This window comes from Pseudomonas sp. FP2196, from assembly GCF_030687715.1.
Lineage (GTDB): Bacteria > Pseudomonadota > Gammaproteobacteria > Pseudomonadales > Pseudomonadaceae > Aquipseudomonas.
The window spans coordinates 4,529,358-4,545,676 of the sequence record NZ_CP117445.1 but is presented as its reverse complement, the minus strand read 5'-3'; the positions used below and the strand labels follow the sequence as shown (position 1 = coordinate 4,545,676).

Sequence of the window (16,319 nt, the reverse complement as noted above, 5' to 3'; positions counted from 1 at the left end):
CCCAAGCGGTGAGTTCAGACTTGGGCGAAATCGCTTGATAGCATTTTGCTGGCAGTTATCATCTGCGCGCCTGAAATTTGCCTCGGTTCATCTACTTCAATTGCCTGGAAATCCTCGATGCTGTCGTATCACCAAAAGAGTTTTCTGATCGTCGATGATTTCTCGGATTTCCGCAGTTCCGTGCGCTCGATGTTGCGCGAGCTGGGGGTCAAGGACGTGGACACCGCCGACACCGGCGAGCAGGCGCTGAAGATGTGTGCGCAGAAGTCCTACGATTTCATCCTGCAGGATTTCCATCTCGGCGATGGCAAGAAGAACGGCCAGCAGGTGCTTGAAGACCTGATGTCGGAAAAGCTCATCAGCCACGAAGCCGTGTTTGTCATGGTGACGGCCGAAACCAGTCAGGCGATGGTGCTCAGTGCTCTGGAGCACGAGCCGGATGCGTACCTGACCAAACCGTTCAACCGTTCCGGCCTGGCCCAGCGGCTGGAGCGTCTGGAGCAGCGCAAGACGTTGCTCAAACCGATTCTGCAAGCCCTCGACCGTGGCAAGCCGGCCGAGGTGCTTAACGCCTGCATCGCTCTGTGCAAGCAGGACATCCGTTATTCGCCGCTGTGCCTGCGTTACCGCGCCGATGCCTTGCGCGACATGAATCAGAACGAAGCACTGGAACGTCTCTACGACAGCATCATCGCTGACCGACCGTTGCCGTGGGCGTTTGCCGGGCTGGGCAAACTGCTGTTCAAGCGTGGGCAAGTGGCGCAGGCCAAAGGCGTTTACGAAAAAGCCTTGAAGGTGTTCCCGATGATGCCGGCGCTGTATGACGGCATGGCCGATGTGCTGGTTTCCGAAGGCGACACCAAAGGCGCGCAGCGGGTGCTTGAAGAGGCGATTCGCCTGTCGCCGCTGGCCGTGCGCCGGCAGGCCTTGCTCGGCAAGCTGGCGATGGCCAACGAAGATTTTGATACCGCCTCGCGGGCTTATCGCCAAGCTGTGTCGCAGGGCGCGCAGTCGCGCTTCAAAGACCCGGAAAGCAATCTCGGCCTGGCCCATGCGTTGATCAGCAAGGGCAGTGAGCGTGGTCTCGACACGCGGACCCGCCTGGAGATCAACACAACGCTGAGCGCAGTGGCCAAAGAGAACCCCACCGACCCCGGTTTGCAGATTCGTGCGCGTTTGATGAAAGCCACCAGCCTGCTGCTCAACGATGCCGAAACCGCCGACAAGCTCACCGAGCAAGCCATGATGCGTCTCGACGGCATGGAGCAGTTCATGAGTCCGGAAGCGGCGCTGCTCGTCGCCAAACAGTTGCAGATGCTCGGTCAGGCTGAGGCGGGCACGTCGATGCTCAAGAGCTGTGCGGAAATCTACGGCGATGATCCGGCGGTGATGAAAGACATCGCCAAGCTCACTGATGACCCGACGATTCTCAGTTCCAGCAATGCCGCCGCCGACCTCAACCGTCAAGGCGTGCGCGTGTACAAGACCGGCAACCTGGTGGAGGCCCGCGAGGTTTTCCGCAAGGCGCTGAAGATGCAACCGAAGAACATCAGTATCGCGCTGAACATGGCCCAGTCGCTGCTGCACGGCACCGACACCAGTGTGCCGTCGGCGGAACTGGAAGAATGTCGGGCCTGCCTGAAAATGGTCGGCCTGATGCCCGACACCGACGCGCGTTACTCGCGTTATCAGAAGCTGAAAAGCAAGGCGTTTGGCGAATGAACCACGTTGATCCGGCTTTGGATTTTTCCACGGTGATTGCCTCCACCGTTCATGACATGAAGAACTCGCTGGCCATGCTGATGCAGGCCCACAGCCAATGGCTGGCGCGTCTGCCCCAAGAGCTGCGCTCTGGTACGGAGCAGGGCGTGATCGACTTCGAGTTCGCTCACCTCAACGGCATGCTGGTGCAGTTGCTCGGGCTGTATAAGCTCGGCGTCAACCAGATGCCGCTGCAACCGGCCTATCACGAACTGGATGATTTCATCGAAGCACAACTGGCGGCGCATCAAGAGGTGTTCGCCAGTCGCGGGATCATCGCCACGTATGAAGTTGATCCGCTGAGTCCGCTGGGTTTCTTTGACCGTGAACTGGTCGCCTCGGTGCTGGGCAACTGCATCAACAACGCCATTCGGTATGCCCGCGAGTCTCTGTTGATTACCGTCAGCGACGAGGCCGGGCAACTGGTCGTGAGCATCAACGATGACGGCGACGGTTATCCGGCCGAGATGCTCGAACGTCAGGCCGATTACGTGCAGGGCATCAATCACAGTAGCGGCAGCACCGGGCTCGGCTTGTATTTCGCGGCGCGTATTGCGGCGTTGCATCAACGCAATGGTATTGAAGGGCGCACGGAAATCCGTAACGGCGGCCCGCTGGGCGGTGGGGTATTCAGTCTCTACCTGCCGTGATGCAGGCTTTTTGCATGACGCTGCTTGATATTCCGAACAGGCGGAGCCTATTTTGTTCGGGTCGCCGTTCGCGGCTCGCACAACAACAAGGATTGCGTCATGACAACCGATGGCCAGCGTTCACTCGCGCAGCGATTGACGGGCATTGATGAGATTGAATGTGTCACGCCGGATTTGAATGGCGTACCGCGCGGCAAGGTGATGACCGCCGAAGGTTTCCTCGAAGGGCGGCGTTTGCAGTTGGCGCGGGGAGTGCTGCTGCAATGCATCATGGGTGGATATCCTGCTGCGCGGTTTTACGGCAGTGATGACGGCGACCTCGCATTGGTCGCCGACCCTGGGCAGATTCATCCTTTGCCATGGAGCGACGAGCCACGCGCCCTGGCGATCTGCGATGCCGATGAACTGACCGGTGAAAGCTCCAACCTGTCGACCCGTGGCCAGCTCAAGAAAGTCATCGCCCGTTACGCGGCGCGAGGCCTGGCGCCGGTGGTGGCGACCGAGCTGGAATTCTTTGTTTTCGCCCCGAACACCGATCCGACTCAACCGTTCCGCCCGCCAGTCGGTCTCGACGGCCGCCGCGAGGATGGCTTGTCAGCCTTCAGCGTCAGCTCCAACAACGGTTTGCGGCCGTTTTTCAGCGAAGTTTATAAGTGCATGGCGGCCCTCGGTTTGCCGCGCGATACCTTCATGCACGAGATGGGCGTCAGCCAGTTCGAGATCAACCTGTTACACGGTGATCCGCTGCTGCTGGCCGATCAGACGTTCCTGTTCAAGCATCTGCTCAAGGAAGTCGCGCTCAAACATGGCCTGACCGTGGTGTGCATGGCCAAACCGCTGGCGCATACGCCGGGCAGTTCGATGCACATTCACCAGAGCCTCGTCGAGATTGCTACCGGCAAGAATGTTTTCAGTGACGAGAAAGGTGAGCCGACTGCAATCTTCCGCCATTTCATTGGTGGGCAGCAGGCGGGCATGGCGGACTTCACTGCGCTGTTTGCACCGAATGTGAACTCCTATCAGCGCCTGTGTCATCCGTATGCATCGCCGAACAATGCCTGCTGGTCGCACGATAACCGATCCGCCGGGCTGCGCATTCCGGCCAGTTCGCCGGTCGCCCGTCGGGTAGAAAACCGTTTGCCGGGCGCCGATGCCAACCCGTATCTGGCGATCGCCGCCAGTCTGGCCGCGGGTTTGCATGGGATCGAGCATGAGCTTGAGCCGAGCGAAGCGATTCAGGGCGAGTTCACGGTGCCGGATAATCTTTCGTTGCCGTGTACCTTGCATGCCGCGCTCGAACGTCTGAAACGTAGCCAATTGGCCAGGGAACTGTTCGGACAGGAGTTCATCGAAGGCTACATCGCTTCGAAGACCATGGAGTTGACCAGCTTCTTTGATGAAATAACCCCCTGGGAACGGCGTGTTCTAGCAGCCCAGGCCTGACGAACCGTCGCCATCGGGCTATCGTTTTGGTAGCCCGATATTCACTGCAAGGAGCCGCTCGGAACGCCGATGCGCCAAATCTGGAAATCCTTTCGAGCGCTGTATTTCGCCTCGCTGATGATGTTGATCGGTTCGGGCCTTTTGTCTACTTATCTGGCTTTGCGCCTGGCCGCTGACAATGTCGACGGGCTGTGGGTCGGTGCGCTGATGGCGGCCAACTATTTCGGTCTGGTCCTGGGCGGCAAGATCGGTCACCGGTTGATCGCCAGGGTCGGGCATATCCGTGCTTATTCGGCGTGTGCCGGGATCGTCGGTGCGGCGGTGTTGGGTCACGGTCTGGTGGACTGGTTGCCGGCGTGGCTGGTGCTGCGGACCATTGTCGGTCTGGGCATGATGTGTCAGTACATGGTGATCGAGAGCTGGCTCAACGAGCAGGCCGACGCCAATCAGCGCGGCCTGGTGTTCAGCGGCTACATGATCGCTTCGTATCTGGGGCTGGTGCTGGGTCAGTTGATTCTGGTCATGCACCCGGGCCTGGGCCTGGAACTGCTGATGCTGGTCGCCCTGTGTTTTGCGCTGTGTCTGGTGCCGGTGACGTTGACCCGACGGATTCACCCGGCGCCGCTGCATCCCGCGCCGATGGAACCGCGTTTCTTCATCAAGCGTGTGCCGCAGTCGTTGAGCACGGTGCTCGGTGCGGGTCTGATCATCGGCTCGTTCTATGGTCTGGCGCCGTTGTATGCCTCGCAGCAAGGGCTGTCGACCGAGCAGGTCGGTCTGTTCATGGGTAGCTGCATTTTTGCCGGATTGCTGGTGCAGTGGCCGCTGGGCTGGTTATCCGATCGCTATGATCGGGCGCTTTTGATCCGCTGCTTCGCCGGGTTTCTCGCGGTGGCAGCCTTGCCGCTGGCGATCCTGCCGCAGGTGCCGCTGGAGGTGCTGTTTGTGGTCGGCTTCCTCTGTTCGCTGGTGCAGTTCTGTCTGTATCCGCTGGCGGTGGCGTTTTCCAACGATCACGTAGAGGGTGATCGCCGGGTGTCGCTGACGGCCATGTTGCTGGTGACTTACGGGGTCGGCGCCAGTATCGGCCCGCTGGCCGCTGGTGTGTTGATGAAGTTTTTCGGCAGCCAGAGTCTGTACGCGTTCTTCAGCTTCTTTGCGCTGGTGCTGGTGTGGCGGATACGGCCGAAAGCCGTCACCAATCTGCATCAGGTCGACGACGCGCCGCTTCATCACGTGGCGATGCCGGACAGCATGTCCAGCTCGCCGCTGGTGGCAGCCCTCGACCCCCGTGTTGACGAGCAGGTGGTGCAGGAGCAGATGCAGAATACGGTCACGCCGGAACCAGAGCCAGAACCAGAACCAGAACCTGAGAAAGAACCTGAGTCTGAGTCGGCAGCAGGTCCGGATGACGACAGCGACAAACCCACCCCGGATATCAGTGGCGCCAGGCCTTGAAGCATCGCCGGAAATAAAAAAAGGGCAGTCCCGCCAAGGACTGCCCTTTCTATTTGCATGTTCGAATCACATGTCGTCTTTATCGAAACGCCGTGCTTCACGCTGCAACTGATAAACGAAGCGTTCAACGTTACGCGCTGCCTGGCCACTGATGTTGTGGAAGCGCAGACCGGCAAACGTGATGTTGAGTTTTTCTTCAAAGTGCAGATAACGCAGTTCTACGGAGACCGGCTGATTGCCGAACAGCGGCGGGGCGATCATGCGGTCGTAGACCTGGCCCAGTTGCAGACGCTCGGTGATGTCACCTTCAAAGCGTAGTTTGCAACCGGTGGCGGAAATATCCAGCAGCTTGCCGTTGATTGGCGCCTTGAGCTTTTCACCGCCCAGTTCGACGCTGACCAGGTCGGTCAGCTTCAATGCGGCGCGGAAGGCGTTGCGGCGTTGGTGGTAAACCACCTCGGTCGGGAGCTCGCCAGTGTAAAAGCGGTCGCCGTCGGATTCTTCGATGTTCAGCGTGCCGGTGCATTCCCAGGCAATGCGTACACCTTCATGAAAACCTTCGATCTTGAACGGTTCGCCGGCGAGCAGGAAGCGCTCGCCATCGCGCGGGATCATTTCGTCCAGGGCCATTGATGCGGTGTCGCGGTCGACCTTGATCAGGTAGGTCTGGAAGCGCTGGCTGCGTTCATGGAACGTGATGATCAGCGGGTCGTGGCTATCTTGCAGCTGGCGCAGGTTGCTGGAGATTTCCAGTGGCGTGGTGAGCACCTTTGGGGGCTGCGGAGCATCATCCGCGCTTAGGGTGTTGGACACGGTTTATCACTCTCCAGACAAAATATGACGACTGGCCAGCATTTTGCCAGCATGTTTCGCGAGTTGATAGGGCTGGCGCATCAACGGCTCATGCCTGGCTGAATGTACGCGGCTTGGCGGGTTTGGCAAAAGTGCCGCTGGCGTCATACAGCGCTGGCGGTTCGCCCCCGTTGAGGATTTTCAGCTGATTGGCCGTGGCGGCCTGCTGTACCTGGATCGACTGGCCATTGTTGACGTTGGCCGCCTTGCACTGGGCGATGAGGTCGGTCAGAAAGTCGCTATTGCTGAGCAACTGTTCGCCGATGCTCGACTGGCTGGCGAGTTGCTCGAGACCCTGCCGATTGGTCGGCAGGTTGAGGCTGGCGAGGATCTCGCTGCGTTTGCGGCCATGCTGTTCAAGCAGAATGATCAATGCCTGTTTGCGCGCCAGAATTTCTTCCAGCAGTGGCATGTCGCGACCGTGCAAGGCGAGGGATTCGGTTTGCAGTAACTCCAGCAATTGTTGAGCTGGAGCAAAGTCGTCGATGATCAGTTGCAGTAAATTAGTGTCGTGCATGGCTGGCCTTGGGTTTTAAGCGTCCAAAAGCCTGGCGCTGGCTTGAGCCTAGCGCTGGGCTTCGAAGTTGAGCAGTTTGCTGGCTACACGGTTGCTGTCGACTTTATAGCTGCCATCGGCAATCGCGGCTTTCAACTCGGCCACACGGGCTTTGTCGACAGCAGGTTGATCGCGCAGCTTGTCAGTGACCTTCTGCAACTGTTGAGCCTCATTGCTGAGGTGTACCGATTCCCCGCTCTTTGCGGTACTGGCCGATTCGGCCTGGGTATTCAGCGGCGCGGAGGTGCCGGTTTCGGCGGTGTCCTTGGCGTTGCTGGTACGTGTACTGCCCGTAAGTGACGAGGAGCTGTTCAAACGGCTGAAATCGATGACCATGATAAAAACCTCTGGGAATTTGGACGCTTGCCATGTTTTCGGCCATCCCCTGGAAAACTTTAGGCCCATTTATCAATGAGCTTGCATGCGCCGGCGCGTGTCCTGCTGCGGCACAGTTTAGGGAAGCGACGGGGTCCGCGCCAGTTTTCTCATAAGCGTTTTACATGGCCACTTCCACCTGGCCCGGTGCGGTGACCTGCGCCTTGATGACTCGTTGGGAGTTAAGGTTTTTCACCCGGATCTGTTCTTTCAGGCCGCCATTGGCCAGGGCTTCACCGGGCATGCGCACGGCGAGTGTGCCGCTGCGGGCGGTGATGACCACTTGATCACCCTTGCGCACGACTTCGGCCTGTTCCAGATGAACCAGGGTAATGACCTGATCAGCGACCGTTGGTCGGGTTAATTTCTGCCCGATCGCGTCGTCCACCGACGTCAAGAAACCTTGATTGATCACGCTGACGTCGCGCTCGCGCAAGGTCACGTCCCGAGGTTCGATTATCCCGGCGCGTTTGAGCGGTCGGGTGGTGGTCACGATCTCGCGAAACAGGCGGACTTGAGCGGGCACGAACACCGTCCAGGGCGATGAGCCTTCACAGCGAACCTTCACGGTTACCCGGCCCAACGGACGTGCCGGACTCTCCAGAGACGCTGTCAATTCCTTGTCGCACATAGGCATGCGCATACGGGGGTCGAGCTGGTTGACTTCGATTTCGTAGCGGCCTTCCGTTTGACTGGTTGCCAGATAGTCTTCTACGGTGAACTCAAGAAAGCCCTGAGTGACGCCGATAAGCATGTCAGGCAAGGTAACCGCATCAGCAATGGCAGGGCTGCCGGCGAAGAAGAAGCAAGCGGCGGACACGGCGCAAAGCCCTTTGCGAAGGGGAGATGTCAGGCGTCGGAAAAATGTCGTTTGAGCGTTCATACGAGTTAAAAAGCAAGCGCCGTGCCGTTTAGCAATGAATGTGCGTCGCAACAACACTTGGCGTTGGTGTAGGAGTCTGGGCATGGCTGGTGTAATGGATTCGGTGAACCAGCGCACGCAACTGGTAGGGCAGAATCGCCTGGAGCTGTTGTTGTTCCGTCTCGACGGTCAACAGCTCTATGGAATCAACGTGTTCAAGGTGCGGGAAGTGCTGCAATGCCCGTCGCTGACGTTGATGCCCAAGTCCAGTCCTGTCGTGTGCGGGGTGGCGAATATCCGGGGGGCGACCATTCCGATCCTTGATCTGGCAATGGCGACCGGTTCCGGGGCGTTGAAAGACAAGAAAAATCCGTTCGTGATCATCACGGAGTACAACACCAAGACCCAGGGATTCCTGGTCCGCTCGGTGGAGCGCATCGTCAACATGAACTGGGAAGAGATCCATCCACCGCCCAAGGGCACGGGTCGCGATCATTACCTGACCGCTGTGACTCGGGTGGACAATCAGTTAGTCGAAATCATCGACGTCGAGAAGGTACTGGCGGAAGTTGCGCCAACGCCGGAAGCGATTTCGGTCGGCGTGGTTGATGTCGAGACCCAGACCAAGGCGTTGTCGCTGCGGGTGCTGACGGTCGATGACTCGTCGGTGGCGCGCAAACAGGTCACGCGTTGCCTGCAGACGATCGGCGTCGAAGTGGTGGCGTTGAACGATGGCAAGCAGGCGCTGGATTACCTGCGCAAGCTGGTCGACGAGGGCAAGAAGCCGGAAGAAGAGTTCCTGATGATGATCTCCGACATCGAGATGCCGGAGATGGACGGGTACACCCTGACGGCGGAAATCCGCGGCGACGCGCGCATGCAAAAGCTTCATATCATCCTGCATACTTCGTTGTCCGGGGTATTCAATCAGGCGATGGTCAAGAAAGTCGGTGCCGATGACTTTTTGGCCAAATTCCGTCCTGATGACCTGGCATCCCGGGTAGTCGACCGGATCAAAGCAGCAGATATCAGCTAGGGGCCTTTTGTCCCTGGCGGTCAACACGATTTAAGAGGCGGCATCATTGTCTACGGGTAATTTGGATTTCGAACAGTTCCGGGTCTTCCTGGAAAAAGCCTGTGGCATTTTGCTCGGTGAAAACAAGCAGTACCTGGTCTCGAGCCGTCTCAACAAACTGATGGAGCAGCAAGGCATCAAGTCGCTGGGTGAGCTGGTCCAGCGCATCCAGACCCAGCCGCGCAGCGGTTTGCGCGAGCAGGTGGTCGATGCCATGACGACCAACGAAACCCTGTGGTTTCGTGACACCTATCCGTTTGAAGTCTTGAAGAACAAGGTGCTGCCCGAGGCCATCAAGGCCAGTCCCAACCAGCGTCTGCGGATCTGGTCGGCGGCTTGCTCGTCGGGGCAGGAACCCTATTCGCTGTCGATGTCGATAGACGAGTTCGAGCGCAGCAATCTCGGCCAACTGAAGATGGGCGTGCAGATTGTTGCCACGGACTTGTCCGGCCTCATGCTGAACAACTGCAAGACCGGCGAGTACGACAGCCTGGCGATCGGACGCGGTTTGTCGGCCGATCGTTTGCAGCGTTACTTCGACCCGAAAGGGCCAGGGCGCTGGGTGATCAAGGCACCGATCAAGAACCGGGTGGAGTTCCGCTCGTTCAACTTGCTCGACAGCTATGCAGCCCTGGGCAAGTTCGACATCGTGTTCTGTCGCAACGTGCTGATCTACTTCTCCGCCGAGGTGAAGAAAGACATCCTGTTGCGCATTCACAGCACGTTGAAGCCGGGCGGTTATCTGTTTCTTGGCGCTTCCGAAGCGCTGAACGGTTTGCCGGATCATTACCAGATGGTTCAGTGCAGCCCGGGGATCATCTACCAGGCGAAGTGATTGCATCGGCAACACAAAAACGGGAGGCCCTCAAAGCCTCCCGTTTTTTTATGCCCGAGCCTTCGGCAGCTCCTGCAGGGCAAGGGCAGGGCTGAGAGCGGCAGAAAAGCGGCATCTGGCGGAAACCGGTTGCCGCTTTTCTGGCATTGCCGCTTTGCCGATGCCTGGCAAAGCCCCGGTTTACGGGGACTTCTCGCGTTGGCACGCCACTTGCTAAAGCTCAGTTACGAAAAACCGGTCACCCGAAGGTTCCCGACATGAGCATCAGCTTCGATAAAGCGCTCGGCATTCACGAAAAAGCCCTGGGCTTCCGCGCCCAGCGTGCCGAAGTCCTGGCCAACAACATCGCCAACGCCGATACCCCGAACTACAAGGCGCGGGATCTGGAATTCTCCAAAGTGCTCGAAGCACAGACCGAGAAAACCAAGAGCGGTGGCACGTTTGCCCTGAACATGACCAACAGCCGTCACATCGAGGCTGAAGGACTGGGCAACGGCGACGAGTCGCTGATGTATCGCACGCCGATGCAACCGTCGATCGACCAGAACACCGTGGATGCACAACTGGAACAGTCGAATTACGCGGAAAACGCCGTCGGCTTCCAGGCCAGCTTCACGCTGCTCAACAGCAAATTCAAAGGGCTGGTATCAGCCCTGCGCGGAGAGTAATCCATGTCCCTGTCCAGCGTTTTCAACATTGCCGGTAGCGGCATGAGCGCACAAACCACGCGTCTGAACACCGTGGCTTCGAACATCGCCAACGCCGAAACCGTCTCTTCGAGCATCGACCAGACCTACCGCGCCCGTCACCCGGTGTTCGCCACCATGTTCCAGGGTGGCCAGAACAGCGGCAGCAACTCGCTGTTCCAGAGCCAGGATGCGGCCGGTCAAGGCGTTCAGGTGCTCGGTGTGGTCGAAGACCAGAGCAACCTCGAAGCGCGTTACGAGCCGAACCATCCAGCCGCTGACGGCAAAGGCTACGTCTACTACCCGAACGTCAACGTGGTGGAAGAAATGGCTGACATGATTTCCGCGAGCCGTTCGTTCCAGACCAACGCCGAAATGATGAACACCGCCAAAACCATGATGCAGAAGGTACTGACCCTCGGTCAGTAATAAGGGGCGACTGCCATGAGTGTTTCCGATTCCACCAGCGGCGTAAGCATCAAAGACGTTCTGGCCAATTCTTCGGTCAAGACCGGGACGACCACTGATGGTCTGGCTGCGGCCACCAACAGCGCCACCGGCAAGCAGGCTTTGGGTAAAGATGCCTTCCTGCAACTGCTGGTCACCCAACTGAAGAACCAGAACCCGCTTGATCCGCAGGACAACAGCGAGTTCGTCGCTCAGTTGGCGCAGTTCAGCAGTCTGGAAGGCATCACTACGCTGAACGACACCGTTACCGGCATTGCCGGCAACTACAACTCCTCGCAAGCATTGCAGGCGTCGTCGCTGGTTGGCCGTTCGGTCATCGCGCAGACCGACAAGGCTGTAGTCGACACCAGCAAAAGCCTCAATGGCACCGTGGTGGTTCCGGCCTCTGGCGCCGTTTCGCTCTCGATCAAAGATGCCGATGGCAAAGTCGTGCGCACCATTGACATGGGCACCCAGAACGCCGGCAACGCCAGCTTCATCTGGGACGGCAAGGACGCTTCCGGTGCGGTCGCGAAGGCGGGCACTTACACGTTCACGGCTAGCGCCACGTACGACGGCAAGGCCACTTCGCTGGTGACTTACCTGCCAGCGACCGTCAACAGCGTGACCATCAGCCAGACCGGCGGTGAGTTGATGCTGAACCTGGCGGGTCTGGGCAGCGTTGCGCTGTCCAAAGTACAAACCATTGGTATATAGAGCCGACTAACCGGCACAAAGGAGTGGAATATGTCTTTCAATATCGGCCTTAGCGGTCTCTATGCTGCCAACAAGCAATTGGACGTGACCGGCAACAACATCGCCAACGTTGCGACCACCGGTTTCAAATCGTCCCGTGCAGAATTCGAAGACGTGTACTCGGCCACTCGCCTGGGTACCGGTAGCAAAACCGTCGGTAACGGCGTGCGCCTTGCCAACGTTTCCCAGCAGTTCGGCCAAGGTGATGTGAACAACACCGGCAACGTGCTGGACATGGGTATCCAGGGCAACGGTTTCTTCATCCTCAGCGACAACGGTTCCCTGAGCTACACCCGTGCCGGTGCGTTCAAGACCGACGCTGAAAACTACGTGGTCGATAACAACGGCAACCGTCTGCAAGGCTATGGCGTCGATGCCAACGGCAAGATCATGACCGGCGTGCTGACTGACCTGAAGATCGATACTTCGGCCCTCAAGCCGAACGCGACGTCCAAGATCGACCAGACCATGAACGTGAACTCGGAGGATACCTTGCCTACCGTGACCACGTTCAGCCCGACTGACCTGAACAGCTACAACAAGCTCATTTCCACGCCGGTCTACGATACTCAGGGTAACGAGCACCGCATGGATCAGTACTACGTGAAAACGGGTACCAATGCCTGGCGCGTCTACACCTACATGGATGGTCGCACCCCATCGGATCCGGCCAACAACACCCTGACGCCGATGACCCACGACCTCACGTTCAACTCTGATGGTTCCATCGCGACCCTGACGGCGGGCGCTGGCTGGACCAAAACCGGCAACACCCTGACCATGACTGGCTGGATTCCCGGTGTCGTGACCAACGCGGCGACCTCGCCAGTGACCTGGGGGCCGAACGGTTCCAATGCCAACTCGACCGGTATCGCGTTCAACACGGCGTTGACCACGTCCTATAACGCTCCGACCGCCCGCACCGCGCAGTATCAGGACGGTTATGCAACGGGCCAGATCTCCAGCCTGACCATCGATTCGACCGGTGTGATGACGGCTAACTTCAGCAACCAGCAGACCAAAGCGATTGGTCAGGTGGCGGTGGCGAGCTTTGCCAACGAGCAGGGCCTGCAGCCGATTGGCGGTACGCGCTGGAAGGAGACGTTCGCCTCGGGTGTGGCTGGGGTTGATGCGCCGAAAACCGGTACGCTGGGTTCGATCGTGTCGAACTCGCTGGAAGAGTCGAACGTTAACCTGACCAATGAGCTGGTGGATCTGATCAAGGCGCAGAGCAACTATCAGGCGAACGCCAAGACCATCTCCACCCAGAGCACCATCATGCAGACCATCATTCAGATGACCTGATGCTGGATAGCGCTGCATAAGAAGCCCCTCGTGAGAGGGGCTTTTTTTTGCCTGGTGGAATCAGGATCAAAAGATCGCAGCCTCGTTTCACTCGACAGCTCCTACAGGGGGCGTGTACACCGGAGCACTCCGCATTTGCCCGATCCATGTAGGAGCTGTCGAGTGAAACGAGGCTGCGATCTCTTGATCTTAAAAGGCAGGCAAAAGAAAACCCCCGACAATCCAGAGGACTGATCGGGGGTTTCCAGGTCAGCGCCTTGCGGCGCTCACCGGCTCAGCTTACTGGCAAGCTTCGCAATCCGGCTCGTCGATGGCGCAAGCCTTCGGCACTGGAGCAGGGCCGGCAGGGGCTGCCAGTACGGAGTCGTCGCCGTGGTTGCCGCCGCTGGAAACAGCGTTCAGCTTGCCAGTGTTGATGGTCGACTTCTCGGTGCTGGTCGCGGCCAGGGCACGGAGGTAGTAAGTGGTTTTCAGGCCACGGTACCAGGCCATGCGGTAGGTCACGTCGAGTTTCTTGCCCGATGCGCCAGCGATGTACAGGTTCAGCGACTGGGCCTGGTCGATCCACTTCTGACGACGGCTGGCCGCGTCAACGATCCACTTGGTGTCCACTTCGAACGCGGTCGCGTAGAGCTCTTTGAGTTCTTGCGGGATGCGCTCGATCTGCTGAACCGAACCGTCGTAGTACTTCAGGTCGTTGATCATGACCGAGTCCCACAGGCCGCGAGCCTTGAGGTCGCGAACCAGGTACGGGTTGATCACGGTGAATTCGCCCGACAGGTTCGATTTCACATACAGGTTCTGGTAGGTCGGTTCGATCGACTGCGAGACGCCAGTGATGTTGGCGATGGTCGCGGTAGGTGCGATGGCCATGATGTTGGAGTTACGAATGCCTTTCTGTACACGGGCGCGAACCGGTGCCCAGTCCAGGGTTTCGTTCAGGTCAACGTCGATGTACTTCTGGCCGCGTTGTTCGATCAGGATCTGTTGCGAATCCAGCGGCAGGATGCCTTTGGACCACAGCGAACCGTTGAATGTCTCGTACGCGCCGCGCTCGTCGGCCAGGTCGCAGGACGCCTGGATCGCGTAGTAGCTGACCGCTTCCATCGACTTGTCGGCGAACTCGACGGCAGCGTCGGAACCGTAGGCGATGTGCTGCAGGTACAAAGCGTCCTGGAAGCCCATGATGCCCAGACCTACCGGACGGTGACGGAAGTTGGAGTTCTTCGCTTGCGGCACCGAGTAGTAGTTGATGTCGATCACGTTGTCGAGCATGCGCACGGCGGTGTTCACGGTGCGTTGCAGCTTGGCGGTGTCCAGCTTGCCGTTGACGATGTGGTTCGGCAGGTTGATCGAGCCCAGGTTGCAAACAGCGATTTCATCCTTGTTGGTGTTCAAGGTGATCTCGGTGCACAGGTTCGAGCTGTGAACCACGCCGACGTGCTGCTGCGGGCTACGCAGGTTGCACGGGTCTTTGAAAGTCAGCCATGGGTGGCCGGTTTCGAAGAGCATGGACAGCATTTTGCGCCACAGGTCTTTGGCCTGAATGGTCTTGAACAGCTTGATCTTGCCCGGGTACTCGGACAGCGCTTCGTAGTACTCGTAACGCTCTTCGAAGGCTTTACCGGTCAGGTCGTGCAGGTCCGGTACTTCGGATGGCGAGAACAGGGTCCACTTGCCGTCATCGAAGACGCGCTTCATGAACAGGTCAGGGATCCAGTTGGCAGTGTTCATGTCGTGGGTACGACGACGATCATCACCGGTGTTCTTGCGCAGCTCGATGAACTCTTCGATGTCCATGTGCCAGGTTTCCAGGTAGGCACACACAGCGCCTTTGCGCTTGCCACCCTGGTTAACGGCTACAGCGGTGTCGTTCACGACTTTCAGGAACGGAACCACGCCTTGCGACTTGCCGTTGGTGCCTTTGATGTACGAACCCAAAGCACGGACAGGCGTCCAGTCGTTGCCCAGGCCACCGGCGAATTTCGACAGCATGGCGTTGTCGTGGATCGCGTGGTAGATGCCCGACAGGTCATCCGGAACGGTGGTCAGGTAGCAGCTCGACAGCTGTGGACGCAGGGTGCCGGCGTTGAACAGTGTTGGAGTCGAAGCCATGTAGTCGAAGGACGACAACAGGTTGTAGAACTCGATCGCACGGTCTTCTTTATTCTTCTCTTCGATCGCCAGGCCCATGGCCACGCGCATGAAGAAGATCTGCGGCAGTTCGAAACGCACGCCATCCTTGTGGATGAAGTAACGGTCGTACAGGGTTTGCAGGCCCAGGTAGGTGAATTGCTGATCGCGCTCGTGGTTGATCGCCTTGCCCAGTTTTTCCAGGTCGAAGGTGGCCAGCACAGGGTTCAGCAGTTCGAACTCGATACCTTTGGCGACGTAGGCCGGCAGTGCCTTGGCGTACAGGTCGGCCATTTCGTGATGGGTGGCGCTTTCGGCAACTTCGAGGAAGTTCAGGCCTTCGGCACGCAGGGTATCCATCAGCAGGCGGGCGGTCACGAACGAGTAGTTCGGCTCGCGCTCAACCAGGGTGCGGGCGGTCATCACCAGGGCGGTGTTGACGTCGGTCAGGGCCACGCCGTCGTACAGGTTTTTCAGGGTTTCGCGCTGGATCAGGTCGCCGTCGACTTCTTCCAGACCTTCGCAGGCCTCGGTGACGATGGTGTTCAAGCGGCCCATGTCCAGCGGCGCCAGGCTGCCGTCGGCACGGGTGATGCGGATCGACGGGTGCGCGTTGACCGCTTCTTCGGCCGGTGCGTGGGCAGCGCGTTCTTTCGAACGGCCGTCACGGTAGATCACGTAGTCGCGAGCGACTTTCTGCTCGCCGGCACGCATCAGGGCCAGTTCGACCTGGTCCTGGATTTCTTCGATGTGGATGGTGCCGCCCGAAGGCATGCGACGCTTGAAGGTCGCGGTGACTTGTTCGGTCAGGCGGGCAACGGTGTCGTGGATTCGCGACGAGGCGGCAGCGGTGCCGCCCTCAACTGCGAGAAACGCTTTGGTGATAGCGACGGTGATCTTGTCATCGGTGTAAGGAACGACAGTGCCATTGCGCTTGATCACGCGCAGTTGACCAGGCGCGGTAGCTGCCAGATCCGAATTCGAATCGGCGGCCTGCGGCAAGGTGCCCTGCGGGTTCTCGCGAGTTGTGTCGGTTTGCATGGGGGATTGTCTCCACATTCTCTATGTTTGTTTGGGCACCATCATGGTGCTCACCGTTCTGTCCCGAAGCACTACAACCGACGA

The 16,319-nt window shown here is 58.8% G+C and carries 15 protein-coding genes; 10 read left to right on the top strand and 5 right to left on the bottom strand.

The window, feature by feature from the left end; translation table 11 throughout:
- The first annotated feature begins 117 nt into the window (after positions 1 to 117).
- The 4 genes from PSH79_RS20335 (at position 118) to PSH79_RS20320 (ending at position 5,312) form a co-directional block, all read left to right on the top strand.
- Entirely contained in the window at positions 118 to 1,722 is a 1,605-nt protein-coding gene (locus PSH79_RS20335) for a tetratricopeptide repeat-containing response regulator (RefSeq protein ID WP_305439244.1), read from the top strand.
- Complete coding sequence (locus PSH79_RS20330) at positions 1,719 to 2,411, top strand: sensor histidine kinase KdpD (protein ID WP_305439242.1); 693 nt, start codon at positions 1,719 to 1,721, stop codon at positions 2,409 to 2,411. Before PSH79_RS20335 ends, PSH79_RS20330 begins: the two co-directional genes overlap by 4 nt.
- 201 nt (positions 2,412 to 2,612) lie before the next feature.
- Positions 2,613 to 3,854 (top strand): glutamine synthetase family protein, encoded by a 1,242-nt coding sequence (locus PSH79_RS20325; RefSeq protein ID WP_305444027.1) that lies wholly within the window; start codon positions 2,613 to 2,615, stop codon positions 3,852 to 3,854.
- A gap of 69 nt (positions 3,855 to 3,923) precedes the next feature.
- Positions 3,924 to 5,312 carry an MFS transporter gene (locus tag PSH79_RS20320; RefSeq protein ID WP_305439241.1) on the top strand — a complete coding sequence of 463 codons (1,389 nt, stop codon included), beginning with the start codon at positions 3,924 to 3,926 and terminating at the stop codon, positions 5,310 to 5,312.
- 66 nt (positions 5,313 to 5,378) lie between these two features.
- Here PSH79_RS20320 and PSH79_RS20315 read toward each other — a convergent pair whose 3' ends face one another.
- From PSH79_RS20315 to flgA, 4 genes are all read right to left on the bottom strand, one after another.
- Positions 5,379 to 6,125 (bottom strand): flagellar brake protein, encoded by a 747-nt coding sequence (locus PSH79_RS20315; RefSeq protein WP_305439240.1) that lies wholly within the window; start codon positions 6,123 to 6,125, stop codon positions 5,379 to 5,381.
- Between the two features lie 88 nt (positions 6,126 to 6,213).
- Positions 6,214 to 6,681 carry a flagella synthesis protein FlgN gene (locus tag PSH79_RS20310; RefSeq protein ID WP_305439239.1) on the bottom strand — a complete coding sequence of 156 codons (468 nt, stop codon included), beginning with the start codon at positions 6,679 to 6,681 and terminating at the stop codon, positions 6,214 to 6,216.
- Positions 6,682 to 6,729: 48 nt separating this feature from the next.
- A complete protein-coding gene (gene flgM, locus PSH79_RS20305) occupies positions 6,730 to 7,056 on the bottom strand; it encodes a flagellar biosynthesis anti-sigma factor FlgM (protein ID WP_305439238.1) in 327 nt (108 codons plus the stop codon).
- Positions 7,057 to 7,216: 160 nt separating this feature from the next.
- Positions 7,217 to 7,978 (bottom strand): flagellar basal body P-ring formation chaperone FlgA, encoded by a 762-nt coding sequence (flgA, locus tag PSH79_RS20300; protein ID WP_305439237.1) that lies wholly within the window; start codon positions 7,976 to 7,978, stop codon positions 7,217 to 7,219.
- An 82-nt stretch (positions 7,979 to 8,060) separates the two neighbouring features.
- Between flgA and PSH79_RS20295 the strand changes: the two genes are divergently transcribed.
- The 6 genes from PSH79_RS20295 (at position 8,061) to flgE (ending at position 13,061) form a co-directional block, all read left to right on the top strand.
- Positions 8,061 to 8,993, top strand: coding sequence for a chemotaxis protein CheV (locus tag PSH79_RS20295; RefSeq protein ID WP_103304087.1), 933 nt, complete (start codon positions 8,061 to 8,063; stop codon positions 8,991 to 8,993).
- 46 nt (positions 8,994 to 9,039) lie between these two features.
- On the top strand, positions 9,040 to 9,867 hold the full coding sequence (gene cheR, locus PSH79_RS20290) for a protein-glutamate O-methyltransferase CheR (protein ID WP_305439236.1): 828 nt from the start codon (positions 9,040 to 9,042) through the stop codon (positions 9,865 to 9,867).
- Between the two features lie 257 nt (positions 9,868 to 10,124).
- Positions 10,125 to 10,535 carry a flagellar basal body rod protein FlgB gene (gene flgB, locus PSH79_RS20285; protein ID WP_187680887.1) on the top strand — a complete coding sequence of 137 codons (411 nt, stop codon included), beginning with the start codon at positions 10,125 to 10,127 and terminating at the stop codon, positions 10,533 to 10,535.
- 3 nt (positions 10,536 to 10,538) lie between these two features.
- A complete protein-coding gene (flgC, locus tag PSH79_RS20280; RefSeq protein ID WP_187680888.1) occupies positions 10,539 to 10,982 on the top strand; it encodes a flagellar basal body rod protein FlgC in 444 nt (147 codons plus the stop codon).
- 15 nt (positions 10,983 to 10,997) lie between these two features.
- Positions 10,998 to 11,717 carry a flagellar hook assembly protein FlgD gene (gene flgD, locus PSH79_RS20275; RefSeq protein WP_187680889.1) on the top strand — a complete coding sequence of 240 codons (720 nt, stop codon included), beginning with the start codon at positions 10,998 to 11,000 and terminating at the stop codon, positions 11,715 to 11,717.
- 30 nt (positions 11,718 to 11,747) lie between these two features.
- Positions 11,748 to 13,061 carry a flagellar hook protein FlgE gene (gene flgE / locus PSH79_RS20270; RefSeq protein ID WP_305439232.1) on the top strand — a complete coding sequence of 438 codons (1,314 nt, stop codon included), beginning with the start codon at positions 11,748 to 11,750 and terminating at the stop codon, positions 13,059 to 13,061.
- Positions 13,062 to 13,340: 279 nt separating this feature from the next.
- Here flgE and PSH79_RS20265 read toward each other — a convergent pair whose 3' ends face one another.
- Positions 13,341 to 16,235, bottom strand: coding sequence for a ribonucleoside-diphosphate reductase subunit alpha (locus PSH79_RS20265; protein WP_305439230.1), 2,895 nt, complete (start codon positions 16,233 to 16,235; stop codon positions 13,341 to 13,343).
- Positions 16,236 to 16,319 lie beyond the last annotated feature (84 nt).